General features: G+C 67.7%; 25 protein-coding genes. 15 read left to right on the forward strand and 10 right to left on the reverse strand.

The features are described 5' to 3' along the window. Window positions 1–45 precede the first annotated feature (45 nt). Genes IBX22_RS00200 through IBX22_RS00215 form a run of 4 tightly spaced genes read left to right on the forward strand, consistent with a single transcriptional unit; the run spans window position 46 to window position 4,182 of the window. The gene (locus IBX22_RS00200; protein WP_194813362.1) at window positions 46–681 is read left to right on the forward strand and encodes an HD domain-containing protein; all 636 of its coding nucleotides are present in this window, start codon (window positions 46–48) and stop codon (window positions 679–681) included. Between the two features lie 53 nt (window positions 682–734). Further along, complete coding sequence (locus tag IBX22_RS00205) at window positions 735–2,420, forward strand: serine hydrolase (RefSeq protein WP_194813363.1); 1,686 nt, start codon at window positions 735–737, stop codon at window positions 2,418–2,420. Between the two features lie 26 nt (window positions 2,421–2,446). After that, complete coding sequence (locus tag IBX22_RS00210; protein ID WP_194813364.1) at window positions 2,447–3,115, forward strand: response regulator transcription factor; 669 nt, start codon at window positions 2,447–2,449, stop codon at window positions 3,113–3,115. Then, a complete protein-coding gene (locus IBX22_RS00215) occupies window positions 3,112–4,182 on the forward strand; it encodes a HAMP domain-containing sensor histidine kinase (protein WP_194813365.1) in 1,071 nt (356 codons plus the stop codon). The genes IBX22_RS00210 and IBX22_RS00215 overlap by 4 nt, the downstream gene beginning before the upstream one ends. Here the strand turns inward: IBX22_RS00215 and IBX22_RS00220 are convergent. From IBX22_RS00220 to IBX22_RS00230, 3 genes are all read right to left on the reverse strand, one after another. Beyond that, a complete protein-coding gene (locus IBX22_RS00220; protein WP_194813366.1) occupies window positions 4,176–5,249 on the reverse strand; it encodes an acyl-CoA desaturase in 1,074 nt (357 codons plus the stop codon). The two genes, IBX22_RS00215 and IBX22_RS00220, sit on opposite strands and share 7 nt — an antisense overlap. A 179-nt stretch (window positions 5,250–5,428) precedes the next feature. Continuing rightward, entirely contained in the window at window positions 5,429–6,286 is an 858-nt protein-coding gene (locus IBX22_RS00225) for a serine/threonine protein phosphatase (RefSeq protein WP_228538107.1), read from the reverse strand. Window positions 6,287–6,329: 43 nt separating this feature from the next. Next, window positions 6,330–6,914, reverse strand: a complete 585-nt coding sequence (locus IBX22_RS00230; protein ID WP_194813367.1) for a DUF3558 domain-containing protein — start codon at window positions 6,912–6,914, stop codon at window positions 6,330–6,332. A 139-nt stretch (window positions 6,915–7,053) separates the two neighbouring features. On the opposite strand from IBX22_RS00230, the gene IBX22_RS00235 reads away from it, so the two are divergent. From IBX22_RS00235 to IBX22_RS37860, 5 genes are all read left to right on the forward strand, one after another. Beyond that, window positions 7,054–7,632 (forward strand): dihydrofolate reductase family protein, encoded by a 579-nt coding sequence (locus IBX22_RS00235; protein WP_194813368.1) that lies wholly within the window; start codon window positions 7,054–7,056, stop codon window positions 7,630–7,632. A gap of 42 nt (window positions 7,633–7,674) precedes the next feature. Then, the gene (locus IBX22_RS00240; RefSeq protein WP_194813369.1) at window positions 7,675–7,974 is read left to right on the forward strand and encodes a helix-turn-helix transcriptional regulator; all 300 of its coding nucleotides are present in this window, start codon (window positions 7,675–7,677) and stop codon (window positions 7,972–7,974) included. Window positions 7,975–7,980: 6 nt separating this feature from the next. Further along, window positions 7,981–8,487 (forward strand): YbaK/EbsC family protein, encoded by a 507-nt coding sequence (locus IBX22_RS00245; RefSeq protein ID WP_309234356.1) that lies wholly within the window; start codon window positions 7,981–7,983, stop codon window positions 8,485–8,487. Between the two features lie 64 nt (window positions 8,488–8,551). Next, window positions 8,552–9,169 carry a class I SAM-dependent methyltransferase gene (locus IBX22_RS00250; RefSeq protein ID WP_228538108.1) on the forward strand — a complete coding sequence of 206 codons (618 nt, stop codon included), beginning with the start codon at window positions 8,552–8,554 and terminating at the stop codon, window positions 9,167–9,169. Window positions 9,170–9,201: 32 nt separating this feature from the next. Further along, on the forward strand, window positions 9,202–9,330 hold the full coding sequence (locus IBX22_RS37860; RefSeq protein ID WP_255526406.1) for a hypothetical protein: 129 nt from the start codon (window positions 9,202–9,204) through the stop codon (window positions 9,328–9,330). Window positions 9,331–9,343: 13 nt separating this feature from the next. On the opposite strand, the gene IBX22_RS00255 is transcribed toward IBX22_RS37860, so the two are convergent. Further along, complete coding sequence (locus IBX22_RS00255; protein WP_309234357.1) at window positions 9,344–9,781, reverse strand: T6SS immunity protein Tdi1 domain-containing protein; 438 nt, start codon at window positions 9,779–9,781, stop codon at window positions 9,344–9,346. A 146-nt stretch (window positions 9,782–9,927) separates the two neighbouring features. Between IBX22_RS00255 and IBX22_RS00260 the strand changes: the two genes are divergently transcribed. Beyond that, entirely contained in the window at window positions 9,928–10,377 is a 450-nt protein-coding gene (locus IBX22_RS00260) for an ATP-binding protein (RefSeq protein WP_194813370.1), read from the forward strand. 17 nt (window positions 10,378–10,394) lie between these two features. On the opposite strand, the gene IBX22_RS00265 is transcribed toward IBX22_RS00260, so the two are convergent. Next, on the reverse strand, window positions 10,395–11,078 hold the full coding sequence (locus IBX22_RS00265; protein ID WP_194813371.1) for a PAS and ANTAR domain-containing protein: 684 nt from the start codon (window positions 11,076–11,078) through the stop codon (window positions 10,395–10,397). 176 nt (window positions 11,079–11,254) lie between these two features. Here IBX22_RS00265 and IBX22_RS00270 point away from each other — a divergent pair, with 176 nt between their 5' ends. After that, entirely contained in the window at window positions 11,255–12,700 is a 1,446-nt protein-coding gene (locus IBX22_RS00270; protein WP_228538109.1) for a PP2C family protein-serine/threonine phosphatase, read from the forward strand. Here the strand turns inward: IBX22_RS00270 and IBX22_RS00275 are convergent. Both IBX22_RS00275 and IBX22_RS00280 read right to left on the reverse strand, forming a co-directional pair. Next, the gene (locus IBX22_RS00275; RefSeq protein ID WP_194813372.1) at window positions 12,652–15,045 is read right to left on the reverse strand and encodes a SpoIIE family protein phosphatase; all 2,394 of its coding nucleotides are present in this window, start codon (window positions 15,043–15,045) and stop codon (window positions 12,652–12,654) included. The genes IBX22_RS00270 and IBX22_RS00275 overlap by 49 nt on opposite strands. Further along, entirely contained in the window at window positions 15,042–19,541 is a 4,500-nt protein-coding gene (locus tag IBX22_RS00280) for a HAMP domain-containing protein (RefSeq protein WP_194813373.1), read from the reverse strand. Before IBX22_RS00280 ends, IBX22_RS00275 begins: the two co-directional genes overlap by 4 nt. 264 nt (window positions 19,542–19,805) lie before the next feature. Between IBX22_RS00280 and IBX22_RS00285 the strand changes: the two genes are divergently transcribed. After that, window positions 19,806–20,138, forward strand: a complete 333-nt coding sequence (locus IBX22_RS00285) for an STAS domain-containing protein (protein WP_309234358.1) — start codon at window positions 19,806–19,808, stop codon at window positions 20,136–20,138. Window positions 20,139–20,179: 41 nt separating this feature from the next. Here IBX22_RS00285 and IBX22_RS00290 read toward each other — a convergent pair whose 3' ends face one another. Further along, window positions 20,180–21,109: an anti-sigma factor RsbA family regulatory protein gene (locus IBX22_RS00290; protein ID WP_194813375.1), complete on the reverse strand. Its 930-nt coding sequence runs from the start codon at window positions 21,107–21,109 to the stop codon at window positions 20,180–20,182. Continuing rightward, the gene (locus IBX22_RS00295) at window positions 21,106–21,411 is read right to left on the reverse strand and encodes an STAS domain-containing protein (protein ID WP_194813376.1); all 306 of its coding nucleotides are present in this window, start codon (window positions 21,409–21,411) and stop codon (window positions 21,106–21,108) included. The genes IBX22_RS00290 and IBX22_RS00295 overlap by 4 nt, the downstream gene beginning before the upstream one ends. Before the next feature lie 256 nt (window positions 21,412–21,667). Between IBX22_RS00295 and IBX22_RS00300 the strand changes: the two genes are divergently transcribed. The 3 genes from IBX22_RS00300 to IBX22_RS00310 are packed head-to-tail and all read left to right on the forward strand — an operon-like array spanning window position 21,668 to window position 24,506. After that, entirely contained in the window at window positions 21,668–21,943 is a 276-nt protein-coding gene (locus tag IBX22_RS00300) for a hypothetical protein (protein ID WP_194813377.1), read from the forward strand. A 30-nt stretch (window positions 21,944–21,973) separates the two neighbouring features. Next, window positions 21,974–22,417: an STAS domain-containing protein gene (locus tag IBX22_RS00305; RefSeq protein ID WP_194813378.1), complete on the forward strand. Its 444-nt coding sequence runs from the start codon at window positions 21,974–21,976 to the stop codon at window positions 22,415–22,417. A gap of 1 nt (window position 22,418) precedes the next feature. Next, window positions 22,419–24,506, forward strand: a complete 2,088-nt coding sequence (locus tag IBX22_RS00310) for a glycogen debranching N-terminal domain-containing protein (RefSeq protein WP_194813379.1) — start codon at window positions 22,419–22,421, stop codon at window positions 24,504–24,506. 11 nt (window positions 24,507–24,517) lie between these two features. On the opposite strand, the gene IBX22_RS00315 is transcribed toward IBX22_RS00310, so the two are convergent. After that, window positions 24,518–25,720, reverse strand: a complete 1,203-nt coding sequence (locus IBX22_RS00315) for an ROK family transcriptional regulator (protein WP_194813380.1) — start codon at window positions 25,718–25,720, stop codon at window positions 24,518–24,520. Between the last annotated feature and the right edge of the window lie 92 nt (window positions 25,721–25,812).

Genomic DNA, 25,812 nt, shown 5'->3' on the forward strand with positions numbered 1-25,812 from the left:
GGATGGCCATGGCGGCGCGCGGGGCATGGAGACGAAGCTCGAAATATGACAACGATCGCTGATATCCGGATCCCCGACAGCACCCTGGCTCGCGAGGCGACCGAGTTGGTCCGGGATGCCGCCACTCCCCTGATTTTCGACCACTCGCGGCGCGTATTCCTGTTCGGCTCGCTCCAGGGCCGACGTCGCGGCTTGGACTTCGATCCCGAACTGCTCTACGTCGGCGCGATGTTCCACGCTCTCGGGCTGACCGAACGTTACCGGGACGCCGAGCAGCGCTTCGAGATCGACGGCGCGGACGAGGCGCGAAAGTTCCTGCACGCCCACGGGATTGCCGACGATCGCGCCGAACTGGTGTGGACGGCCATCGCCCTGCACACCACGCCCGAGATTCCGGCCCGGATGGCTCCCGAGATCGCCCTGGTGACGGCCGGCGTGGAACTGGACGTGCTCGGCATCGGATACCACGATGTGTCGCAGGAGGTGCGGGACGCGGTGGTGGCAGCGCATCCACGTCCGGATTTCAAGAAACGTATCCTGGCCGCGTTCACCGACGGCATCGCGCACCGCCCGGCATCCACCTTCGGAAACGTGAAAGCCGATGTGCTGGACCGTTTCTCGCCCGGCTACGTGCGAACGGACTTCGTCGATGTCATCGAGGGTTCGGAGTGGCCCGAGTGATCGAGCCGGGCGCGTTCACGCCGCGTTAACGCCATGCTTCCTACGTTGGGCAGGTGAATCGACTACTGGCGGTACTCGTCGGCGCAACCGTTCTCGGCGCTGTCGCCTGCACCTCCGATGTGGACCAGCCCGGCGCTCCGTACGCGGCATCGGTCGAGCGTTGCGAGCCCGCTTTGGCGGAGGGGTTGGACCGATGGGCGGCAGCAGGTTTCAGTGGCTCGATCGCCTACCTGGTCGAGGGCGCGACCGTGTGCGCGGCCGGGTACCGTCTGGCCGATCGAGATGCCGAGGTGCCCAACGTTTCCGACACAGTTTTCAGTATCGGATCGGTGACCAAGGCGTTCACCGCCGCCGCGGCGCTCGACCTGGTCAGCCGCGGCGAGCTGGGGCTCGATGTCACTGCGGGCGAGCTACTTTCGGAGCTACGCGGCCCGGCGGCGCGAGTGACGGTGCGGCAGTTGCTGTTACATACCGGCGGACTCACGGGATCCCATGGCCAGGACTATTCGCCACTCGACCGCGAGGCCGCGATCCGCGCGCTCGGCGGTCTCGAGTCGGCCTTCGAGCCAGGTTCGGCGTTCCTCTACTCCAACGCGGGCTACACGCTGCTGGCCCTGCTCGTCGAGGAGGCGTCCGGTACCGGCTATCGGGAATACGTGACATCGCGATTGCTGAACGTCCCGGGCGGCCCGGTCGCGGCGGGTTTCTGGAACGGCGAGCCCGCCGCGCCCGGACCCCGGGCCGTCGGCTACCAGGAGGACGGATCACCCGGCGAGGGCAGCGATTTCGGCGGACCGCACTGGGCGATCGAAGGAAACGGCGGGCTGGCGATGTCGACGGCGGAGCTGGCGCGCTGGGCGGGGGAACTGTTCGCCGGGCAGGTGCTCGGCCCACCGGCGACCGCGATGCTCACCTCGCTACGTTTCGAGCGCGGCGACGGTGTCGCGGAGATCCCGGGGTGGGTGGCGTTCGGCCCGGACCGCTACGGCGAACCTGTCTACGCGACGGCGGGTGGCGGCGGCACCGGGCACAACGTCACCGTCGTGGTGCTGCCCGAGAGCCGCCGGGTGCTGGCGATCAGCTCCAACACCGCCGACGTGAGCGCGGAGGAATTGCTGGCGGCAGTCGGTCCGGCGGTCGTCGCGGGTGCACCGATACCTGTGCCGCGCACCGGTGGTGCCGTCGATCCCGCGGCCGTCGCCGCGATCACCGGCACCTATCGGCTCGACGGCGGTGCGACATTCGGTGTCGCGGCGCAGCAGGATCGGCTGGCCGTCAGCGCGACCGGCGCCGAGGCCGTCGCGGTCCTGTTTCCGCTGCCGGAAGGATACGAAGCCCAGGAGGTCGCTGCTCACGAAGCGGCGGTGCACGCTTTGCTGTCGGCGCCGAAAACCGCTGCGGGACAGGCCGAGCGCGAGCAGGTGGTGCGGATCGTGGGCCCGATCGACCGGGTAACTCTGGCGGGCACCATCATTCGGGACGGTGAGCTGCGCACCTACGTCGAGGTCGGTTCCGGCGGCTCGTCACGGCTGTTCTGGTACGCCCTCGACGAGGCGGGCGGGGTCGACGCGGCCGAACTCGATACCGCACCGCCGACCGTGCTCTTGCGCACCGCCGGTGCGGCTTATCGACCCGACGACCCTGCCGGGCGCGGCCCGGCGCCGACCGTGCGATTCGAGGCCGACATCATGACAATCGAGAGCCCCGCCGGACAGCGCACCGCCGTGCGCGTGCGCTGACCGCGAACGGCTGTCAGGCTCGACCTATGCGCATTCTGCTGGTGGAAGACGACGCCGAGCTCGCGCAGCTGCTCGCGCTCGGCCTCCGCAACGAGTCGTACGCGGTCGACCTCGCCGGCACCTACGCCACGGCGGATATGTTATTGCGCACCAACGATTTCGACGTCGCCTGTTTCGACCTGGGCCTGCCCGACGGCGACGGGCTCGAACTCGTCCGCCGGCTCGGCACCGACCCCGAACTACGCCGCCCCGTGCGAACGCTGATACTCACCGCGCGCGACGCGGTCGCCGACCGGGTGGCCGGATTGGATGCGGGCGCGGACGACTACCTGGTCAAGCCGTTCGACTTCGCGGAGCTGACGGCTCGGCTGCGCGCGCTGGCCCGCCGCAAGGACATGCACGACGCCACGTTGCGCGTCGGCGACCTCACCATGGACCTCGCCGCGCACCGTGTGTGGCGCGCCGGGCGGGAACTGCGCCTGACCGCACGCGAGCTGTCGCTGCTGCGCTATTTCATGCACCACGCCGGGGAGGTGCTGTCAGCCGAGCAACTGCTCGAACATGTCTGGGACGCGAACGCCGACCCGTTCACCACGTCGGTTCGGGTGATCCTCTACCGCTTGCGCCGCAAGCTCGGTGATCCGCTGCCGATCGTCACCATCCCCGGCGCGGGCTACCGGCTGGTGACCCCGTGACCCGCTGGTGGCGGACCCTGCGGGTGCAACTCGCGGTCCTCGGCTGCGTGGCGATCTATCTGCCGGTAGTCCTGTTGTCCGCGGTCAGCCTGCTGACTGTGGACGAGTCCATCGTGACCGACGCCGGCGTCGAGGTGGCGACGACGACCAGCAGCCGGCCGCCATGGGTGTTGCTGACCGCGCTCGCCCTGGCCCCCGTCGCGGCGGGTATCGCCTGGTGGTGGGCCGGGCGGGCGGTGCGGCCGATCGAGCGGGTCCGGGCGGTGGCCCAGGAGATCGAGGCCGCGGACCTCGGCCGCCGGATCGGTCTGCGGAGCGGGCCCGCCGAGCTGGTGTCGCTGGCCGCGGCCTTCGACGCCATGCTCGACCGGCTGGAACAGGCCGCCGATGCCCAGCGCCGCCTGGTCGAGGAGACCAGCCACGAGCTCCGCACTCCCTTGTCGGTGCTGGCGATGAATGCCGATGTCGTGCTGGCACATCCGGAGCCGACACCCGAGCTCTACCGGGCGGGGCTGGTGCGGTCGCGGGCTGCCGCGCAACGCATGCTCGGCTCGATCGAGCAGTTGCTCGCCGATGCGCGCGGCCGGGCGCGCGTACTCGATCGGCGACCCGCCGACCTCGCCGCGACAACCCGCGAGGTGGTGGCCGAGTGCCACTTGCCCGCGTCCGCCAAATCCATCGAATTACACTGCGACATACCGGACTCCGTACCCGCCGCGGTCGACGAGCCCACGCTCCGGCGCGCGATCGCCAACCTGGTCGACAACGCGGTGAAGTACGCACCGCCGGGCTCCCGCGTCGAAATCGTCCTCGAGACAGGCACTTCCGGCGCGACGGTGGTGGTCACCGACCATGGTCCCGGCATTCCCGCCGACCACCAACCGCACATCTTCGACCGCTTCTGGCGCGGCCGCCAAGACCCGGACGGCGCCGGTCTCGGCCTCCCGATCGCGCGCCAAGTCGCCCTCGCCCACCATGGAACCCTGACCGTCCGATCGCCCGGCGCAGCAGGCGACGGCGCCGAGTTCCGCCTCCACCTGCCCTGCTGGTCGCCGGGTAGTCAGTGATTGGGTTGCGGCACTTCGGCTTCCGGACCTGGGTTGCGGAGGGGGGCGCCGACGTGGTGCAGGTGCCTCAGCGCCTCGCGGTAGGAGGCGATCAGCCCGGTTTCGTGGTACGCCACACCGATTTCGGAGCAGTAGTCGCGGACGATCACCTGGGCGTGGCGCAGGTTCGGCGTCGGCATGCTCGGGAACAAGTGGTGCTCGATCTGATAGTTGAGTCCGCCGAGGGCGATGTCGGTCAGCGCGCCGCCCCGCACGTTGCGGGAGGTCAGCACCTGGCGGCGTAGGTAGTCGGGGCGGTCGTCGCCGGTGAGGGTGGGCATGCCCTTGTGGTTCGGGGCGAAGATGCAGCCCATGTACAGGCCGAACAGGCCCTGGTGGACAGCGAAGAACGCGAGGGCTTTGTCGGGTGGCAGCACCGCGAACAGTGCGGCCAGGTAGATGGCGAAGTGGGCGAACAGCAGTGCGCCCTCCAATCCGCGCTGTTTGACCGACCGGTTTCTGAGCGCACGCACGCCTGCCACATGCAGGTTCACACCCTCCAGCAACAAGAGGGGAAAGAACAGATACGCCTGCGCCCGGCCGAGGAGACGAGCCAGACCGCGGCTGGCCCGCGCTTGCTGCTGTGACCAGACCAGGATGTCGGGCGCGACATCGGGATCGAGTTCCTCATGGTTCGGGTTGGCGTGATGGCGGGTGTGCTTGTCCTGCCACCAGCCGTAGCCCAGGCCGATGCCGGCGTTGCCGACGATTCGTCCGACAATCTCCGTCCGCTGCCGTAGCCGGAAGACCTGACGATGCGCGACATCGTGCATGACCAGTGCGATCTGAGCGAACGCGACGGCCATGAACGCCGCGACCAGCAGCGTCCACCACGAGTCGCCGACCAGGACGAACGCCGCCCAGCCCGCCGCGAACGCGATCCCGACCAGGCTGAGCCGGACGGCGTAGTAGACCGGACGCCGGTTCATCAGCCCCGCGTCGGAGATCCGCCGCAACAGGCGGGCGTAATCACCGTCGGCGCCGCGCCGCGGCGGAGTTGACTCTGAGACCAAGGCAGATGTCGTCATAGATCTTCCTGAGAGCTGGGCCGGAAACGCCACCGCCGTCGACGAAACCGGTCGATGTCGGAGCGGGCGCCGTTGTCGATACCCCGAAGCTATCGGCCGGATTCTCGTTCGCTGTAATCCCTTGGTATGACATGAGATCGGACTGCGGTGTGATATTCGATGTCTACCACAGACCGGAGCTACCGGCCGGTTGTCATCGAACACCTCCAGTCCGGCCTGCACCGACCGGATATTCGGCGTGGACGTCGCCGTCGAACAATTTCCAGTAGAAGGCGTTCATCGGCATCATGACTGGCGTGGCGTTCAGCGAACACTCGCTCGGCGGTCGACAGGTCGAAATGCGGCGAGGTAACCAGCCCGAAGTCGCTGAGGTAGATCCGCTCCCCATCGCTGCGGATGTTGCCGAAGTGTCCGTCCATGTGCAGCAGCTGCCGTTCGTCGAGGAACGCCACGATCTCGGAAAGCTGCCGCGCGACTGCGGTGGCCTTGTCCGCCGGGTTCTCGCGCAGCCACTCCGGCATCGAGTACGGGATGTATTCGCAGAACAGCACGAGGCTCGACGCTGCAGCAGCCAGCGCCTCCAGACGAGCACGCACGGCCGCGCAGCCGCCCTGGGCGGCCACCACCCGGTCGATATCGGAGTGTTCGGCTGCGATCGGCGACCGGCCGGGCAGAACCCGCCAGTGGTAGAGCATCGGGAACGACTGTGTCTCCCCGGCTAGTACAGCGTCGGTGACGACGATGTTCGCCGCCAGTTCGCGCCATGCGTTGAAGCTCGGGCCACTGATCCCGTACTGGCAGAACACCGGCAGCTCGAACAGGTTCGCGGTGGAGCTCGGGTGGGCGAGCTCTCGATCGGTCAACGGAATAGCTTTGGCGAATACCGGCACGCCGTCGACCTCGACGACCGACGAGCCGCCACCCACCCCCACGCTGCTGGACGACGTCGTGTGCAGGAGCTCAGCGAGCTGAATGTCGCTGCGGGAGGCCAGGAATGCCGAGAGTTCCCGATGGCGGTCGCACCTGACAGCTGTCATAGGACGAGTCTGCCAGCGGCGCAAGGACATCGGCATTCGTTGATTACTGAAGACGGTCGGCGATCACCGTGGCGATCTCGGTAGCCCGGGCGCAGAGATCGTCCGGGGCCCCGGGATCGGCGGCGAATTCGAACGCGAACAATCCGCCCGAGGCAACTGCACCCCAGATCTTGCAGTTGCGGTGGCCGCTTTCGCTGCGGTCGTCGACCAGGAACGCGGGCTGCCCGGCCAGGGTCACCGTGCGGAAGTTCTCCTCACCGCGCCGGAGGTTCTCTATGTCCTTGTAGGTGTGCCACGGGTCAGGCTGGAAGTACATCTTGATCGGGTGGGCGGCCGTGGGCAGGGTGAGCCACTGGCAGTAATTGTTGGGTTGTGAGCCGGCGAGTCGGCCGGGGCCGGCGAACCCGAATCGGTCGATGTCACTGGGCCCCAGCACATTACAAGGGTGATAGATCAACTGAGCCAAAGTCCACGGCGGGGTAGGCGGGGGCGTGTCGCTGGGCCCGACGACCGTCGGCGGCGGCGCGGGCGTCGCGGTCCCCGATGTTTGACATCCGGTCGCCGCGGCCGCGAGGGCCAGACCCACTACCCCGATACTGCGATTCCAGTCCCGAATGCGCTTTCGCATGATTAATTCCTCCCACCCGAGATCACAGCACATTCCAGGCGCACGTGCAGTCCGTGCCCCCGGCACCGGTCTCGATGAGTTTCGCCGTGGTGTCCCGTCTCTATTCACAGACCGATCCGATGCGCCAAAAGGAGAAACCATGACCGCCACCTACACCTTCGACGTCTTCTCCAGCCTCGACGGCTTCGGAGCCGCCAGCGGCAACTGGACCGGCTACTGGGGCAAGCAAGGCCCTGAACTCCTCGACCACCGCCTCGACTTGTACCGCGACGAGCAGCGAATGGTCTTCGGGGCCAACACATATCGGGCGTTCGCGCAGATGCTGGCCGCGAGCACCGAGGAATCCGAAGTCCGCGACCCCTGGGTCACCCGGATGATCAACCTGCCCGCAACGGTGGTGTCCTCCACGCTGGAGGCTCCCCTCGACTGGCCCGACGCAACCATCGCGAGCGGTGACGCCGTCGACATCGTCGCCCAGCTCAAGAAGGAATCCGACGTCCCGCTGCGCTCCCACGGCAGCCTGTCGATGAACCGCGCGCTCCTGGCCGCCGGCCTGGTCGACCGCGTCCAGGTGACGCTCTTCCCCGTGATCACCGGCCAGACCGGCCTCGAACCAATCTTCCTCGGCGCAGCCGACTTCGACCTGGAGCTGATCGAAAACCACACCCTCGACGGCAACATCCAAGAACTCATCTACCGCCCCACCCTGCACATCTGAGCTCTTGACAATGACTTAGGCATTAAGCAAACTCCCTTATTCATGGAGGTCGAGGTACTCAAGGCGCTGGCCAACCGGCGGCGGCTGCAGATTCTGGAGTGGTTGCGCGACCCGGTCACGCATTTCCCACCGCAGATCGATGGGGATTTGGAAACCGACGGTGTGTGCGGAGTTCTGATCGCCCAAAAGCTGCAGGTCAGTCAGCCGACCGCGGGGGAACACCTGAAGCTGCTCGTCGGTGCCGGGCTGATCGACGCGACGCGGATCAAGCAGTGGGTGTTCTACCGGCGCAACGAGGTTCGGATCGCCGAGGTCAAGCAAGCCTTCAACGAGGGATGGTGACAGGTCGTGGATTTGCCTGAGGATCGTGCTGATGCCTATGAGAGGCTGATCGCATTGCTGGACGAGCACGGCGCCGCATATCGGACGATCGACCATGCGCCGGAAGGCCGGACCGATCTGGTCAGCCGGTTGCGCGGGCACGCGGTACAGCAGGCCGCCAAGTGCGTCGTCGTATTGATCAAGGTGGATAAGAAGACACGGAAATATGTGTTGTCGGTCGTGCCCGGCCACGCCCGCGTGAACCTGGATGAGCTCAAGGCGCACTATCAGGGGCGCTACGCCGGATTCGCGGACAAGGAAGTCGCCGAACGCCTTTCCGGCAGCGTCAGCGGCACGATCTTGCCGATGACCTTCACCGACGAGCTCGAACTCGTCGTCGACCCCTTGCTGCTGGAACACGAGGAGATCTTTTTCAACGCCGCGCGCTTGGACCGCTCACTGGCGCTGGCAACCGAGGACTACCGTCGCATCGCCCGGCCCCGGGTGCACTCGATCGCCACACTTCCGTCGTAACAGCACAGTCACTCTGGACTCGATGCGGCGACGGATGTGCCTGTATCGCGGATAGCCTGAGCACATGGAACATGTTGCGCGGCAACGTCTTGCCTCGTCGTTTGGTACAGCGGCGGTCGCCTATTCCGAGCACCGCCCGGACTACGCACCGGCGGCGGTGCGCTGGGCGCTGGAGTCCGCGCCTGGCCCGCGCGTGCTGGATCTCGGTGCCGGAACCGGCAAGCTGACCGGAACGCTGGTGGCGCTGGGTGTCGATGTCGTCGCGGTCGAGCCGGACCCGGCGATGCTGGCCGAGCTGCGGCGTGCGCTGCCGGAGGCGCGTGCCCTGCCGGGTAGTGCCGAGGCGATACCGCTACCGGAGGCGTCGGTCGATGCCGTGCTGGCCGGAAATGCCCTGCACTGGTTCGACATGGCTGTCGCGGGACCCGAAATCGCCAGGGTCCTCGCGCCGGGCGGCGTCCTGGCCGGTCTGTGGAACGTCATGGACAACCGAGTCGACTGGGTCGCCGAGCTCGAGCGGGTCAGCGGAGCGCGGCTATCGGGCCGCGGGACACGGTCAGCAGTTGGCGTGACGCGACAGCAGGCATGCACCTGCCCGACTCCGGCGTGGACGCTCGGTTCGGCTCACCCGAGCAGGCCGAGTTCCCGCACGGGCAGCGTCGCACCGCCGACTCCCTCGTAGCGACACTCGCCACACGCGCGGGGGTGCTGGTCATGGCGGAGCAGGAACGAGAGGCCATGCTCGACCGGATCCGCGCTTTCCTCGCGAGCAGACCGGAAACCGCCAACGGGGAATTCACGCTGCCGATGCAGACCGGTGTACTGCGCGCTCACCGGGTGTGAGAACCGCGACGGTTCAGGTACTCAGCTCCAGGCTTTGGGCAACGAGGTCCAAAAACACCCAGATGTCGCCCTTCATGTACGCATCCGGTTCCTCGGAACCGCCGAGGAACGGGTACGGCGCGGCGATGTAGACCTCGCGCTCCTCGAGGGGTCCGAGCAGTTGCTGAATTTCCGCCACGTGGGGCGGGCGGAGCACGTATTTCATGAACACCCGGTCGAGCAGTACATCGGTGATGAAGTCGTCGATATCGATGAAGCGGCCGTAGCTTTGGGCCCGCGCCTCGTAGGGGTGCAGCACCGCGTATTCGCGAGTCTCGCTGTTCCGCAGGAAGACATGCCCGAGTTCGGAGTATCCGCGCACCGTGTCGTACTGCGGGAAATGCGGCTCCCAGGCCGGCATCACGTCGCCGATGTGGCGCGCCTCGATCAGCCGGAAACAGTCCGATTCCACGCGAGCAGCCTTCTTTCTTTTTGTGTGTTCCCGGCCCAGAGGTTAGTCCTGACCAGGGTGGCCCGAGTGCCCCGGGTTCAAGATCGCGGCCCTAGGCATGGCAGCTGCGGAATCGGGTACGCCCACCTCGAGCAAGGAGGTGGAACATGAAGAATCCGCGCCGACCGGCGCCCTTGGACCTGAATTTCCCCGCCGAGCCGGCACAGCTGGCCGAGACCCGCCGAGCACTCCGACAGTGGCTGGCCGACCACGCCATCGACTCCGACCAGGCCTACGACATCCTCGTCGCCACCGACGAGGCCTGCGCCAATGCCATCGAACACGGCTGCCGCGACCGCCAGCACGGCTCCATACATTTGCGCGTCCGCGCCGAGGCCGATTACCTCCGCATCACCGTGCGTGACAACGGCCACTGGAAACCCCCGTCCACCCATCACGACCACCACCGCGGCCGCGGCCTGGACCTCATGCGCACCCTCATGGACCAGGTCGACGTCCAGCCCACCCCGCGGGGCACCACCGTCGACATGCACAGCAAACTCCCGGGGTCGGCCCGCCGGCGGTTCTCCGAGATCCCCGGTCTGGTAGCGCTGTAAAACGTTCCGGAGTGGGGTCAGTCTCGGGTGACGCGCTCGTGGGCGGTCAATACGATGTGGTCGGTGCGGCCACGCAGGTCCGGCGTGTCCCGAGCGACCCGCCGGAACTCCTGAATCATCTGCGCCGCCAGGTCACGCACCTTCGTATTGGTCTCCTGTGAGCGCCACTGCAGCACCCGGTACGCCTGCTCCGGGCTGATCCCGTAGACCAGACTCAACGCGCCCTTCGCCTGCTCGATCCTGGCGCGCGCCTCGATGATGTCCGGCAGGACGTCCGAGACCGCTTCGCTGCGCTCTTCTTCCAGCGTCTCGGTGACATCGAGGTAGTAGCCGAAAACCCCGGCCACCTCGCCGCTTTCGTCGACCAGCTGATCGCCGACAACCATCACCTCGCGGACCGCGCCGCCGGTGTCGACGATCCGGTGGTGGCCGCAGATCGGGTCACCGGCTTCCACGGCTATCGCGATACTGCACTCCACCGGCTCCCGGTCGTCGGGATGTTTGTGCGAGAGCAGCAGTTCCGTGGTGGGCTCCACCTCGCCCGGCGCATAGCCATACATCGCCGCGACGTCGTCGGACCATTCCCACCGCTGGTCAGCGAACCAGAAGCGAAACCAGCCCACGCCTTCACACCGCCCCGCGGCGAGCACGCTGTCGACGATGCCCACCGGTTCGGCTACGGGCGATTGTTCTGGACTCATCCGCACAGTATCTGCCCCGCGGGCCCGTCCTGGGTAGCCGGATCGCAAAACAGCCGACCCCGCCGGTTAGTATCGCTTCGCCTCACGGTCGAAAAAACGCGCCGCTGAGCCGAGTTGGCGCGCCTTCGTGGCGCCACCCGAGTTGATCGGAGGCTGCGTTGTTGAAGCGTGCCCTCATGGGTGCGGACACCCTGCCCCTGGCCCGCCTCGGCGGGAACCCACACCTACTGACCACCGTCGTGTCGCAGCCCGCCCGAATCATCTTGCGCGACGCGATGAAGCAGCCACCCGCATCGCAAGAACAGCTGCCTACCACCGGGTCTGCCGGTGTGCTGCCTCCCGAGGCAGGCCTGGGCGCGGTGACGCAACCGCATCCGGGCAAAGCTGCCACGCCGATTGCCCGGTCGGTCCGGTCACGCGCGGTGTCCTCGGTGCTGTTGGTCGAAGGCGATCCGGGAGCCGCCCTGTTAGTGGCGGAACTGGTCGCCGACGGGTCGGCCGAACTCCAGGTGGAGTGGGTGCGATCGCTAGCGGAGGCAGGTGCGCGACTGGCCACCGGCCTGCCGGATTGTGTGCTGCTCGATCTGCATTTGCCGGATGCCCAGGGGCTCGACGCATTGGCGCGGCTGCAGGGGTTCACCGACGAGGTGGCCGTGGTGGTGATGACCGGTCGCGACGAGGAACAGACCGGGTTGGCCGCAGTGGCCGCCGGCGCCCAGGACTATCTCGTCAAAGGCCGCGTCGAGGCCGAACTGTTCGGCCGCGCCGTGCGATACGCGATTCAGCGTAAGCAAGCCGAGCGCATGTCCGCGGCGCTGCGGGTCAGCAATCTGCGCGCCGAGGCGAACCTCCGTCTCGAGCGGGGCCTGCTGCCCAAACCGCTGCTGCGGGGCGAGCCCGTCGTGGATGTGGCGGCGCGGTACCGCCCCGGCCGCGACAACACCTTGCTCAGCGGGGACTTCTACGATGTCGTGCAGGAGGCGGACGGCACCGTGCACGCCCTGATCGGCGACGTGTCCGGGCACGGTCCGGACGAGGCCGCGATCGGAGTGGGACTCCGGTTGGCTTGGCGCACTTTGGTTTTCAGCGGAGTCACCGGAGTCAGGCAGATGCGCCTGCTGGAGGAAATCCTCGTCGCCGAGCGGACCGGCCACCACACCTTCGCAACGGTGACCACGGTGTACGCCCCACCAGGAGCCGAATCACTACAGGTGGTGCGCGCCGGCCACCCGGGGATGCTGGTGCGCTCCCCCACCAAGACCGAGTGGGTCGAAGTTCCGGGCGGTCCCGCACTCGGTTTTCGCCCTGGTCGCGCTGAATGGCCCGTCGCGGAGCTGACTTTGGCGGCGGGCTGCGGGCTGATGCTCGTCACCGATGGCTTGTTCGAGGTGCGCGTAGACGACCGGGGCACGCGTCTCGGCGAAGCCGGGCTGCTGGCTATGGCCAATACCGTGACAGCCGACCAGGCCGCGGATTACCTCGACGAACTGATCGGTGGTGTGGAGTCCGCCGCCGCGTCGACCGGAGGTTTGGAAGACGACGTGGCGGTCGTGTATTTGCAGTGGCGACATCCTCAGGACTTGCTGCCACCGCCCGGCGGACCCTGGCTCGTCCCCACCTGAATCCCGACCACACAGGTGTCGTCGTCGGTGTCGGCGTCGCTGCTGTCGAGCAGATGGTCCAGGCGATCGTCGAGGGTCCCGGTGAATTCGGCCGAGACGGTCAGCAGCCGTTCCACACAGTGGTCCAACTCCCGGTCGCGGCGCTCGATCAGTCCGTCGGTGTAGAGCAGGAGGGTGTCGTCCGGCTCGAGCTGGATCTCGCCTTCCTCATAGGTGGCTTCCGCCACGGCGCCGAGGATCATGCCCCCGATCTCCGGGAGGCAGGACGCTTCGCCATCCCGGATCAGCACCGGCGGCAGGTGGCCCGCCCGAGCCCAGCGCAGGATCCGGGTCTGCGGGTCGTAGAGGCCGCAGATCGCTGTGGCGAAGATGCTGTCGGTGAGGTGATGCGCCACCAGGTTCAGCCAGGCCATCATCTGGCCCGGCCCGGCCCCGGTGGCAGCGAGACCGCGGAGCGCGTTGCGCAGCACCACCATTCCGGTCGCCGCCGTGATGCCGTGACCGGTGATGTCACCGACCGACACCAGGATCTCCTTGGTCGGCAGCACCAGCGTGTCGTACCAGTCGCCGCCGACGAGATGTTCCTGTTCGGTGGGCCGGTAGCGCACCGCGATGCGCAATCCGAAGGCGTCGGTGGACGGCTGGGTGTCCGGCATGATCGCCTGCTGAAGCTGCCGCGCCAGGTGACTCTGCTCGGCGGCGTGCGCCTCGGTATCGGTCAGCCGGTCGCGCGTGGCCGACAACGCGATCTCGGTCCAGTGCTGGGCCGAGACGTCCTGGTAGGCGCCGCGAATGGCCAGCAGGTGCCCGGCCGAGTCGAGCGCCGGTTCGGCGATGATCCGAATGTGCCGGGTCACCCCGTCGGAACGGATCAGGCGGCAGGCGGTGGAGGCGGGGCGGCGATAGCGCAGCAGGGTCCGCAGGAACCGCCGCACCGCGTCGGTGTCGGCATCGTGGACGTGCCCGGGCAACTCCGCCAGCGGAATCGGGTCGGCCCCGGCAGCAAGCCCGTAGAGGGCGAAAATCTGGTCGCTCCAAGTGATCTCGCTGGTAGCCGCGTTCTCCTCGAACCCCCCGACCCGGCCCAGACGCTGGGCATGCTGGAGCAGGGCGGCCAGCCGGGCCGCCTGATCCTCTACCCGCCACACCACCAGCACCGCGTCGCCGTGGCGGCTGATGCTGAGCGCGGCCGCGACGGTCAGCGGAATCTGGTCGACCAGTTCGGTCAGCATCACACGATCGGCGCGATAGGTGTCGCCGGTGGCGAAGACGTGCTCGATCCGCTCGAACAATTGGCCCTCGGTGCCGGCCATCGGATACATCTCGAGCAGCAGCGAGCCCTGGATCAGGCCACGCGGGCGGCCCGCCAGATCCACGAAACAGGTGTTGACGTGATGGATGCGGAAGTCGGCCAGCGCACCCTGCTCGTCGAGATGAGGCACCATCACCAGACACGGATCGAACAAGCCGTCGGCCAGCCGCACCAGCTCGGCGACGTCCTGCCGGTGCGCCGCCCACACGGCGGCCAGATCCGACTCCAGAGTGTGCGCGCACAGCTCGGCCAGCGCTTCCATCTGGCGATGTATTTGCGTGGGCTGCAACTCGATCGGCCGCGGCCAGCAGATCTCGAGCACGCCCAGCAATTTGCCACCGGCGGCCACCGGAATCGCCGCGCGGCCACCGCTCCGGTCGCCGATGGACGGCAGCCCGGACAGGCTCAGGTCCTCGATCCATTGCGCATCGCGCCGCACCATCGCCTGCCGCGCCGGGGTTGCCACCCCCGGCGGCACATAGCGCCACCGCTCGGCCTCGTGCGCGCTGATCCCCGCGAAACCCGCCAGGGTCAGCGAGGAATCGGTGCCCGCGGACCAGATCGCCACCGCCGTCGCACCCAATGGCGCGACGGCGTGTTCGAGGACGGACTCGGCCACCCGCTGGGTGTCCCCCGCCGCCAGCAACCCGCTTTCGGCGGTGCGCAGCCTGACCACCGTGGTCGACTCGTCCGGCGTGGCGGTGCTGAGCAGAAACTCCCCCACCGCCGCGCTGACTTTGTCCTGCGCCGCCTGGTTGACCAGCTCGGCCGCCAGCTCGAGCGCCGTCACCCCGGCTTGCTCGGACAGGATGTCCAGCTGATTGGCGGCCTCCGCGGGCCCGCATCGAAGGCGTTCGACCAGAACACCTTTGGCCATCTCGATCAGCGCCCGCCCGTCCGCGGTGGCTTGGGCCTGCTGGACCTGCTTGCGTAGCCGCTCCACAGTCGCCGCGAGGCGGGTGACAACGGGCTGGGTGGCCGAAGGCCCGCTCGGCCGCTCCACGGCGATGTCGCCGGTGTCCGGATCACTCATGCGGTGAGCCAGCGCTCGATGCACGCGAGCAACGCATCCGCGTCGACCGGCTTGGTGACATAGTCGTTGGCGCCCGACGCGAGGCTCTTGTCGCGATCGCCCAGCATGGCCTTGGCTGTCACGGCGATGATCGGCAGATCCTCGTACTGCGGCATCTCGCGGATGGTCGAGGTCGCGGTGTAGCCGTCCATCTCCGGCATCATCACGTCCATCAGGATCAGATCCGTCTCGGGATGGGCCAGGAGTCTGTCGATGCCTTCCCGCCCGTTCTCGGCGTGCAGCGCGTGGATGCCGTGCAGTTCCAGAATGCTGCTGAGCGCGAACAGGTTTCGGGCGTCGTCGTCGACGATCAGGACAGTTCGACCGGCGAGCATGCTGGCGGGCCGCTCGGGTGCGGCAGCCGGCGCCTCCTCGCGTCGCACCAGCGGCAGCACGTCCCCCGGCGCCTCCGCCGTGACATGCAGGGCGATCCGCTCGCGCAGTTCGTCGAGGCTGGACAGCAACTCCAACGGCTGGCGCGCGCTGCGCTCTTGCAGCAGACGCTCCTGTTCCGGGTCGAGGCGACGGTTGTGGACGAGGACCGGGACGCTGTTCAGCGCGGCGTCTCCGTCCATCCGCTCCAGCAACACCAGCGCGGCGCTGTCGGGCATGTCCAGCTCCAGAACTACGCAGTAGAACGCTTCGGCGGCCATCGCCGCGGCCGCGTCCTCCACGCCGATCGCGGTGACGACCTGGACGGGTCCGCGCGGATCGTTGCCGGCGGCGAGGTCGGCCACCGCGCTCTGCGCGACCAGCGAGAGCAGCCCACGCGGGCGCTCCTCCACGACCAGCAGCTTGCGTTGCTGCTTCGGCGCGAAGACCGGCGTGAGCGCCGGACGGCTGTCGGCCGGCTCGGTGCCGTCACGCTCCGGGTAGGGCGCCTCCTGGAAGTCCGGGCGAGCGACCGGCAGGTAGAGGGTGAACGTACTGCCTTGGTCGAGAGCACTTTCCGCGGTGATCGCCCCACCCAGCAGGTAGGCGATCTCCCGGCTGATCGACAGGCCCAGGCCGGTGCCGCCGTACTTGCGGCTGGTGGTGCCGTCGGCCTGCTGGAACGCGCCGAAGATCGACTCGAGCTGATGCTCGGCGATGCCGATGCCGGTATCGACCACCCGGAAGGCGATAGCCGGGCCGTGCCGGCGCACGGCGGCGGGCAGTTCGCGCGGCTCGGCCGGCGCCATCCGCAGCTCCACCGCTCCGGTCTCGGTGAACTTCACCGCATTCGACAACAGGTTGCCCAGCACCTGCCGCAACCGCGAATCGTCGGTGAGCAGATCCACGGGCAGGCCCGGGGCGGTCGTGATCCGGAAACCGAGACTCTTCTGCGTGGTCACCGGCCGGAAGGTGGCCTCCACGTAATCGAGCAGCTTGCGCACCGGCACGTACTCGGGCGTGATGTCCATCTTGCCCGCCTCGACCTTGGACAAGTCGAGGATGTCGTTGATCAGCTGCAGCAGGTCCGAACCCGCCGAGTGGATGATGCCCGCGTACTCGACCTGCTTGGGCGTGAGGTTGCGGGTCGGGTTCTGCGCCAGCAGCTGAGCGAGGATGAGCAGGCTGTTCAACGGCGTGCGCAGCTCGTGGCTCATGTTGGCCAGGAACTCCGACTTGTACTTCGAGGCGAGGGCGAGCTCCTGCGCGCGGGTCTCCAGCTCTTGGCGCGCCTGCTCGATCTCGAGATTCTTCGCCTCGATGTCGCGGTTCTGCATGACCAGCAGCGCCGCCTTGTCCTCCATCTCGGCGTTGGATCGCTGCAGTTCCTCCTGCCGGATCTGCAGTTCCTCCGAACGCGCCTGCAGCTCGGTGGTCAGGCGCTGCGATTCGGCCAGCAGTTCGTCGGTGCGGGCGTTGGCGACGATGGTGTTGACGTTCACGCCCACCGTCTCCATCAGCTGGTCGAGGAAGTCGCGATGGATGCGGGTGAAGTGGTGCAGCGAGGCCAGTTCGATCACACCGAGCACCTGCTCCTCCACCACGATCGGCAGCACGAGCAGGTTGACCGGCGCGGTGCGGCCCAGCCCGGAGGAGATGGTGACGTAATCGCCCGGCACGTTGTCCACCGCGATCGTGCGGCGGCTGCGCGCGGCCTGACCGACCAGGGACTGGCCGAACGCGAATCGCGTTCCCGCGCCCTGCTCTTCAGGGCTGCCGTAGGAGCTGATCAGCAACAGCTCCGGCCGCTGCGCGGTTTCGTCGGCCAGGTAGAACGCGCCGAATTGCGCCGAGACCAGCGGCGCGAGCTCATCCATGATCAGCTCGGCGACCACATTCAGGTCGCGCTGGCCCTGCATCAGGCTGGAGATGCGGGCCAGGTTGGTCTTGAGCCAGTCCTGATCCTGGTTGGCCTTGGTGGTCTCGCGCAGCGACTCCACCATCGAGTTGATGTTGTCCTTGAGTTCGGCGACTTCACCGGAGGCCTCGACGGTGATGGAACGGGTCAGGTCGCCCTCGGCGACGGCGCTGGTGACTTCCGCGATCGCGCGGACCTGACGGGTCAGGTTGCCCGCCAGCTCATTGACGTTCTCGGTCAGTCGCTTCCAGGTACCCGAGACGCCCTCGACCTCGGCCTGCCCGCCCAGCTGGCCCTGCGACCCGACCTCGCGCGCGACGCGGGTGACTTCGGCGGCGAAGGCGGAGAGCTGATCGACCATCGTGTTGATCGTGGTCTTCAGTTCCAGGATCTCGCCGCGCGCGTCCACGTCGATCTTGCGGGTCAGGTCACCCTGCGCGACCGCGGTGGTGACCTGGGCGATGTTGCGGACCTGGTTGGTCAGGTTGTTCGCCATCGAGTTGACGTTGTCGGTCAGGTCTTTCCAGGTGCCCGCCACGTTCGGCACGCGAGCCTGTCCGCCGAGCTGGCCCTCGGTGCCGACTTCACGGGCGACGCGGGTGACTTCGTCGGCGAACGCCGACAGGGTGTCGACCATGGTGTTGATCACGCCGGCGAGCGCCGCGACCTCGCCCTTGGCCTCCACGGTGATCTTCTGGCTGAGATCGCCGCGAGCCACCGCGGTGGCGACCTGCGCGATCGAGCGCACCTGGTTGGTCAGGTTGGAGGCCATGACGTTGACGTTGTCGGTCAGGTCTTTCCACGTGCCCGAGGCGCCGCGCACGGTGGCCTGGCCGCCGAGGTTGCCTTCGGTGCCGACCTCGCGGGCGACGCGGGTGACCTCGTCGGCGAAGGAGGACAGCTGATCGACCATCGTGTTGATGGTCTCTTTGAGTTCGAGGATTTCCCCGCGCGCGTCGACGCGGATCTTCTGAGTCAGGTCACCACCGGCGACCGCCGTCGTGACCTGTGCGATCGAACGCACCTGCGCCGTAAGGTTGTCGGCCATCACGTTGACCGACTCGGTGAGGTCCTTCCAGGTCCCGGAGACGCCCTTCACATCGGCCTGACCACCGAGCCTGCCTTCGGTGCCCACCTCACGCGACACGCGGGTGACCTCGTCGGCGAACGACGACAACTGATCGACCATCGTATTGATGGTGTTCTTGAGCTCGAGGATCTCTCCGCGCGCGTCCACCCGGATCTTCTGAGTCAGGTCACCCCCGGCGACAGCGGTGGCGACCTGCGCGATCGAGCGCACCTGCGCCGTAAGGTTTCCCGCCATGAAGTTCACCGAGTCGGTGAGATCGCGCCAGGTTCCGGAGACGCCCTTGACGTCGGCCTGACCACCGAGGATGCCTTCAGTGCCGACCTCGCGGGACACACGCGTGACCTCGTCGGCGAACGAGGACAACTGATCGACCATCGTGTTGATGGTGTTCTTGAGTTCGAGAATTTCTCCGCGTGCGCCGACCGTGATCTTCTGGCTCAGGTCGCCGCCCGCGACCGCGGTGGTCACCTGCGCGATATTGCGGACCTGGTCGGTCAGGTTGCCGGCCATGAAGTTCACCGAGTCGGTGAGATCGCGCCACACGCCGCCGACCCCGGGCACCTCGGCCTGGCCACCCAATTGGCCCTCCGAGCCCACCTCGCGCGCCACGCGGGTGACCTCGTCGGCGAACGACGACAACTGATCGACCATCGTGTTGACCGTGTTCTTGAGCTCGAGGATCTCCCCGCGCGCATCCACATCGATCTTCTGCGACAGATCGCCCTGCGCTACGGCGGTGGCAACCTGCGCGATGTCACGCACCTGGCTGGTCAGATTGCCCGCCATCGCGTTCACCGAGTCGGTGAGATCCTCCCAGGTGCCCGATACGCCAGGCACTTCCGCTTGACCGCCCAGCCGCCCGTCGGTGCCGACCTCACGCGCGACGCGGGTGACCTCGGAGGTGAACAGCGACAGCTGATCCACCATGCCGTTGAACACCGTCGCGATCTCACCGAGCAACCCGTCGGCGTCGGTGGGCAGCCGGGTGCCGAAATCGCCGTCACGCACCGCCGTCAAACCGGCCAGAAGCTGGCGCAGCTCAACCTGATCCGTGGGCGGTGCCGCCGTATGCGTCATTCCTCATCCTTGTTGGTCGACCGATCAGAACCGAACACGTCTCCGGCCCGGGTGGACACGCCGAGCCGCCGCGACGCCACACGAGAGATCGGCGACGAGCGATGGTCGCCGACTGCGGAAGACCCACCCGGAGGTGACTTTACGCCCTGCGCGTTCTCGGTGAACCCCACTCCAGGTGCGGTAGATTCGACTGATCCACAACCCCTCGACCGCGCGCGGAGTATCGAGAACATGACAGCTGGGGCCAATGCGAGGGATTTGCGGGTGCAGCACCAATTGCTGTCGACCGCCGCGGTGCTCACCGTCGAAGGTGAAGTCGACCTGAGCTCGGCGCCGGAGCTGCAGAGCGCCACCGACGAAGCGTTGCGGGCCGGCCGATCAGTGCTGGTCATGGATCTCTCGGGGGTCACGTTCTTCGGTTCCGCGGGCCTGAATGTCTTGATCCGCGCCCTGCGCGTACTCCCCCCGAACGGGCTGCGCGTGGTCATCTCCGCCCCTGTCCAGCGAGCGATCGAAGTCACCGGCCTCGACAGCCAGATCCCGTTGCGGACAACCTTGGAGCAAGCGCTAGAGGTCTCGTCCGAACCGCTGCACTGACCGCCGCCGTGGTGGTCACGCGCCGGTGACCACCACAGTTCTCAGAGGCTGAGGTAGAAGCGAATCGTCGTGCCCGCGTCGCTGGTGTGCACGCGCACCAGATCCGCCATGTAATGGACCAGAATCAGGCCTCTGCCGCCCATCTGTCCCCGCGCGGGCGGCTTGCGGCCGGCCAGCGGATCCGGCATCCGGCCGCCGTCGCGAACCTCACACACCAGCTGCCCCGGTTCGGCCCAGATCGCGAGCTGCCCACGGCCACCGCCGTGCACCACACTGTTGGTCGTGAGTTCGCCGACCGCCAGCTCGGCATCCTGCAACCGCGTACCCCCGAGACCCAGCCGCCCGGCTTCCGCGACAGCGAAGGCCCGAACAGCCCTGAGTTCCGCTTCGGCGAAGGAGAAGACAGCGGCGCCCGGCGCCGGCACGAGCGGCTCGTTGTAGCGGGCCACGATCGCCTGCCAGTCGTAGGTGTCGCTGGCGTACTCGCGCCCCTGACTGATGAGGGTGGGGTGGGTGACCCGCGCGTCGGCCAATACGGCCGGGTCCAAACGGGTTTCGTCGTAAGGGCACAGGATCGTCACCGGGCGGCCCTCGAAGGCCGCGTTGATCAACGCTTCGTGTTGCGCGCACGCGGGATATTCCACCTCGCTGCGCCCCGCCCAGATCGGCTCGCCGATGATCCGCACCCGTCCCTGCGGGTGCGCGTCGGCGAATCCGCGGAGCACCTTGGGGATGATCCGGCCCGGATTGCGCCCGGCATCGGTCATGTCGAGAAACAGGATGTTCTCGGCGTCCGAGCCCAACCCGCTCTTGATCAGTTCCAGGTTCGGTCCGGGCACCGCGACGGCCACCGGTTCACCCGCCGCGATGCCCTCGCGCAGGAACGACACGGTGTGCTGGGTGTACTCCTCCGCGTTGCGGTAGAACAGGGCGGGGTGCACGAACGCCTCGCTTGCGGCAACTGCGCTCATCGTGGCGTCACCTCGATTCGCAGGTTCGGCCAGAACATCTCTAGGACACGCGGCAAATGTGAAGGCGGTCGTTCGACCACGACCCGCCCGGCGGGCAAGTCCATCACGGTCACCGCCAGCGCCGTCGCTCCGGACACATCGATGAAGGCCACATCCGACAGCTCGATGAACGACACGTCGGTATGGCGCTCGGCCAACTCGGCCAGGGCATCCTCCCAGGAGGATCGGGTGACCGCGGTGATCTCACCACTGGCACGCACCCCGGGACGATCAGGCAACGGCATTACCTCCAAGGCGGTCATCCTGCGCACCCCCAGTCGAGCGCTTCGGACTCAGCCGCCGTACGTGGAGCATCCACGCTCGGACTCCTTCATCACGGTTGGCCGCCACGACTGTCGCCATTGCGACTGGCAGCAGGAGGATTCTTCCAGTCGCCTACTGTATCCCGGCCGCGCGGGCCGGTTGTCACCCAAGGGGGTAACTGGAGCGGGCCGGGAAATCGGTAGCATCGTCGTGCGAGCTCGTAACCCCTGGACTCGAGCGGAATGAGCAGTGGCGATGGTCGGTATCACCGCGTTCGACGCATTGGCCCAGATCAGCGACGCATCTCCGGAAGCGCCGCCGGTCGCGGAGCAGCTCCAGCAGATGCTCGACTATTTGACCTGGCTCGTGCTGGGGTCCGGCGTTCTCGCAATCGCGTTCGCGGGCGGCAAGTTCGCCTGGGAGAAGTGGACCGGCAGCTGGCTGGAATCACCGAAGATCGTGGCCGGAGCCATGATCGGCGGCCTGCTCGCTACCAGCGCCGGAACCATCATGAACACACTGCTCACCTGAGGACAGGATCCAGCCGACCTAGGAGTTCGGATGCTCCGTAGATCAGGAACGATCACAGTCGATTTCGAAGATCAGCACGAGCCCGGGTGCATCCTCGTCGTCACCGGTGAGGTGGACGCGCACACCACCCCTTGCCTGGCCGGCGCGCTGGAACGCACCCTGCACGAGCATCCGGCCCGAGTCCTGGTGGACCTGAGCGACGTGTTGTTCATGGACGCGGCCGGGCTGGTCGCGCTGGCGTCGGCCAATGCCAGCGCGTGGCCGCATACGGTGTTCGCGGTGATCGCGACCGGCGCCGCGGCGCGGCCGTTGCAGGTAACCGGTCTGGACTCCGCGATTGCGGTCTACCCGCACCGGTCGATGGCCCTGGCCTGCACCGCCGACGCCCTCGAGTTGCCCGATCGCGTAGCGCGGGGCGCCGCAGGCCTTTTCGACTCCGCGCTGGGTCAGCCCGCGCCGGTCCGGTCGGCGTGACATGAGTAACGGACAGCCGCCACCCACGAACGGCGGCGGCACGGTGACCATGGTCGAGGCCGGCACGTTCTGCCTGTCGGATCAGCTCGGCGACATCCACGGCGGACTGGCCCAAGGGTTCTTCTACCGGGACGCGCGCGTACTCAGCCGCTGGGAGCTGCGTTTGGACGGCCACATCCTGGAGCAGCTCGCGGTCCTGCCCGCCGAGGCATTCCGGACCACGTTCATCGCGCGCGTACCGCCCCGCCCGGGTCTCGCCGACGCCACGGTTCTGGTGCTGCGGCAGCGGATCATCGGCGAGGGCATGCACGAGAACATCGTGATCCGCAATCTGGGTGACGAGGACACGGCATTGACGATCACGCTGTCCGCCGACTCCGATTTCGCCGATCTGTTCTCGGTCAAGGACGGCCGGTTGAACACCACCGGATGCGAGATGACCGCCACCGACGGCGCGCTGCGGCTGGCCGACCGCGAAGACACCGGCCTCGGGCTGTTGATCACCGCGACCGGCGCCCCGATCATCCATCCGGGCACCCTGACCTGGCACGTGGTCGTACCGAGTCAGGGCAGCTGGCAGAGTGCGGTCGAATGCCAGCCGGTGGTGGGACACCAGGCCGTTCCGGTCAACGTCCACGACGACAACGAGACCAGCCCCTCGGGCAAAATCCGGCAGTGGCGAGCCAATGCCACCAGCCTGACCGCCGACGGCCCCGGCCTGAACACCATCCTGCAGCGCACGGAAAGCGATCTCGGCGCCTTGCGCATGACCGACGCCGAGGACGGCTCGGAGTACGTGGCCGCGGGCGCGCCATGGTTCATGGCCCTGTTCGGCCGCGACAGCTTGATCACCTCGTGGATGTCGCTGCTCCTGGACTCCGACCTGGCCCTTGGCACCCTGCGGCGGCTGGCGAAACTGCAAGGGCGCAAACAGGATCCGCTCACCGAGGAGGAGCCGGGGCGCATCATGCACGAGATGCGGTACGGCCCGAAAGGCGATCAGGTCCTCGGCGGCAGCGTCTATTACGGCACGGTCGACGCGGCCCCGCTGTTCGTGATGCTGCTGGCCGAATGCTGGCGCTGGGGTGTCGAGCAGAGCGCTGTCGAAGAGTTGCTGCCCGCCGCCGACGCCGCGCTGGCCTGGATCGACGAATTCGGTGACGCCGACGGTGACGGGTTCGTCGAGTATCGGCGCAAAACCGATCGGGGCCTGGCCAATCAAGGCTGGAAGGACAGTTGGGACGCGATCAGTTTCGCGGAGGGGCAGCTCGCGGATCCGCCCATCGCGCTGTGCGAGGTGCAGGGCTATGTCTATGCGGCGCGGCTGGGCCGGGCGGAGCTGGCGGAGGCCTTCGGCGACCTCGACGCCGCGACCCGGCTGCGCGCACAGGCCCAAGACCTGCGACTCCGTTTCGATGAGGCGTTCTGGATGCCCGAGTCCGGCTGCTACGCACTCGCACTGGACCGGAAGAAGCGGCAGGTCGACGCCATCACCAGCAATGTCGCGCACTGTTTGTGGACCGGCATCGTTCCCGACGAACGGGCCGCGGCTGCCATCGCCCGCCTGGCCGCGCCGGACATGAACAGCGGTTTCGGCCTGCGCACCCTGTCCTCGCAGATGGGGCGCTACAACCCGATGGGCTATCACACCGGCTCGGTCTGGCCGCACGATACGGCGATCGCGGTCGCCGGTCTGCTTCGCTACCAGCACATTCCGGGCGCTGTGGAGTTGGCGCAACAACTCTCCGCCGGACTCGTCGAAGCCGTGCTGGCGTTCGGCGGGCGGCCGCCGGAATTGTTCTGCGGTTTCGCCCGCGAGGATTTGTGGCTGCCGGTGCCGTATCCGACGTCGTGTTCGCCGCAGGCGTGGGCCAGCGCGTCGCCATTGCTGATCATGCGCTCGTTTCTGGGGTTGGCGCCGTCGGTGCCCGAGCGCGAACTCACCGTCACGCCGCGGTTGCCCGCGCGGGCAGGACAGATGCGGCTGGCGGATCTTCGGCTCGGTTCGGCGACAGTCACTCTCGTCGCCGAGGGATCGACGGTGAAGGTCGACGGGTTGCCCCCGGATTGGCAGCTGGAGCAGTCCTAGCGCCCTTCGTGCTAAGCCGTCGTCGTGGAGAAAACCCCTTCGCGAGCCCGTTCCAAGGCGGCGTGCAGGGCTCCGCGCAGCACCGGATTGCCTTCGACCTCGGTCGTCGCCACGCGCGGCCGGGTGGGTGATATCCGGGCCACGGCCCGCTCCACTCGATCGGCCAGCGCAGCACCTCCGGCCTGGCCGAGTGCGCCCGCGAGGACCAGCAGACCCGGATCGAGCACGATGTTCACCGCTGCGGCGCCGTAGGACAGCCGCCGGGCCAACTCGTCCAGGAAGGCGTCGCCCCGCTGGTCTCCGTTCTGCTCGGCGGTGACCGCGGACTGGACCGCCTGCGCCGCGGACTGCTCGGCGAAACCGTGTGCGCGGGAGAGGTTTCCGATCTCGTCGGCGTTCATCAGCGAAGCGAAGCCGCCTGCCAGCTTGGTCATGCCCCCGGTGGCGGACTCGGTGACCCCTTCGGGCAGCGGCACTCCCGGCACCGGCAGATAGCCGATTTCTCCCGCGCCCCCGGACACCCCGCGGTGCAGCCGCCCGCCGAGGGTGACGGCGAGACCGATGCCGCGGTCGATCCAGAGCAGGGCGAAGTCTTCGTGGCCCTGCGCCACGCCGTACGCGCGCTCGGCAAGAGCGACCAGGTTCACGTCGTTCTCGATCACCACCGGGCGGCGCAGGTCCGAGCGCAGGGCCGCCAGGACACCTTCGTGCCAGGCGGGCAGGTCGAAGGCGAACTGCACGTCTCCGGTGCGCGGGTCGACCACGCCGGGGGTGCCGATCACGAAATCGCTGAGCTGGTCGATCGAAACGTCCGCGCGCTCACAGGCTTTCAGCACCGCGAGATGGACCACCGCCACCGGATCCTCGGCATCGCTGGGGTCGACCGTCACCTGGCTCACCAAAGTGCCTGTGATGTCGGCGATTCCGGCCGTCACCACGCGCGGCCCGACATCGACACCGGCGACATGCGCGCTGCCCGGAGTGATGGCGTAGAGGACGGCATTCGGACCGCGCCCGCCGGCCTGCGTACCGACGACCTGGACCAGGCGCCGCGCCTTCAGGCGGTTCAGCAACTCGGCGGCGGTGACCTTGGAAAGGCCGGTGCGCTCGCCGATCTGGGCGCGGGTCAGCGGACCCGCGCTGAGCAGCGCCTCCAGCGCCGCGCGGTCGTTGAGCGCGCGGAGCAGTCGAGGAGTACCCGGTCCCGGTGCCATGTCGGCCCCTTCCGCCGCGTGTCGATTTCGTCGAAAATCACCATAACGCAATTGATTAGGAAAGTTTCCTGTTAGTTTCTACGCATGCGTCG

It is taken from the genome of Nocardia sp. XZ_19_385 (genome assembly GCF_015355755.1).
Classification (GTDB): domain Bacteria; phylum Actinomycetota; class Actinomycetes; order Mycobacteriales; family Mycobacteriaceae; genus Nocardia.

Excerpts from the sequence above, each read along its gene's own strand:
- IBX22_RS00200 (WP_194813362.1), top strand. The coding sequence starts at position 46 with ATGACAACGATCGCTGATATCCGGATCCCCGACAGCACCCTGGCTCGC.
- IBX22_RS00210 (WP_194813364.1), top strand. The coding sequence starts at position 2,447 with ATGCGCATTCTGCTGGTGGAAGACGACGCCGAGCTCGCGCAGCTGCTC.
- IBX22_RS00220 (WP_194813366.1), bottom strand. The coding sequence starts at position 5,249 with ATGACGACATCTGCCTTGGTCTCAGAGTCAACTCCGCCGCGGCGCGGC.
- IBX22_RS00225 (WP_228538107.1), bottom strand. The coding sequence starts at position 6,286 with ATGACAGCTGTCAGGTGCGACCGCCATCGGGAACTCTCGGCATTCCTG.
- IBX22_RS00230 (WP_194813367.1), bottom strand. The coding sequence starts at position 6,914 with ATGCGAAAGCGCATTCGGGACTGGAATCGCAGTATCGGGGTAGTGGGT.
- IBX22_RS00235 (WP_194813368.1), top strand. The coding sequence starts at position 7,054 with ATGACCGCCACCTACACCTTCGACGTCTTCTCCAGCCTCGACGGCTTC.
- IBX22_RS00240 (WP_194813369.1), top strand. The coding sequence starts at position 7,675 with ATGGAGGTCGAGGTACTCAAGGCGCTGGCCAACCGGCGGCGGCTGCAG.
- IBX22_RS00250 (WP_228538108.1), top strand. The coding sequence starts at position 8,552 with ATGGAACATGTTGCGCGGCAACGTCTTGCCTCGTCGTTTGGTACAGCG.
- IBX22_RS37860 (WP_255526406.1), top strand. The coding sequence starts at position 9,202 with ATGGCGGAGCAGGAACGAGAGGCCATGCTCGACCGGATCCGCGCTTTC.
- IBX22_RS00260 (WP_194813370.1), top strand. The coding sequence starts at position 9,928 with ATGAAGAATCCGCGCCGACCGGCGCCCTTGGACCTGAATTTCCCCGCC.
- IBX22_RS00265 (WP_194813371.1), bottom strand. The coding sequence starts at position 11,078 with ATGAGTCCAGAACAATCGCCCGTAGCCGAACCGGTGGGCATCGTCGAC.
- IBX22_RS00270 (WP_228538109.1), top strand. The coding sequence starts at position 11,255 with ATGGGTGCGGACACCCTGCCCCTGGCCCGCCTCGGCGGGAACCCACAC.
- IBX22_RS00275 (WP_194813372.1), bottom strand. The coding sequence starts at position 15,045 with ATGAGTGATCCGGACACCGGCGACATCGCCGTGGAGCGGCCGAGCGGG.
- IBX22_RS00280 (WP_194813373.1), bottom strand. The coding sequence starts at position 19,541 with ATGACGCATACGGCGGCACCGCCCACGGATCAGGTTGAGCTGCGCCAG.
- IBX22_RS00290 (WP_194813375.1), bottom strand. The coding sequence starts at position 21,109 with ATGAGCGCAGTTGCCGCAAGCGAGGCGTTCGTGCACCCCGCCCTGTTC.
- IBX22_RS00295 (WP_194813376.1), bottom strand. The coding sequence starts at position 21,411 with ATGACCGCCTTGGAGGTAATGCCGTTGCCTGATCGTCCCGGGGTGCGT.
- IBX22_RS00300 (WP_194813377.1), top strand. The coding sequence starts at position 21,668 with ATGGTCGGTATCACCGCGTTCGACGCATTGGCCCAGATCAGCGACGCA.
- IBX22_RS00305 (WP_194813378.1), top strand. The coding sequence starts at position 21,974 with ATGCTCCGTAGATCAGGAACGATCACAGTCGATTTCGAAGATCAGCAC.
- IBX22_RS00310 (WP_194813379.1), top strand. The coding sequence starts at position 22,419 with ATGAGTAACGGACAGCCGCCACCCACGAACGGCGGCGGCACGGTGACC.
- IBX22_RS00315 (WP_194813380.1), bottom strand. The coding sequence starts at position 25,720 with ATGGCACCGGGACCGGGTACTCCTCGACTGCTCCGCGCGCTCAACGAC.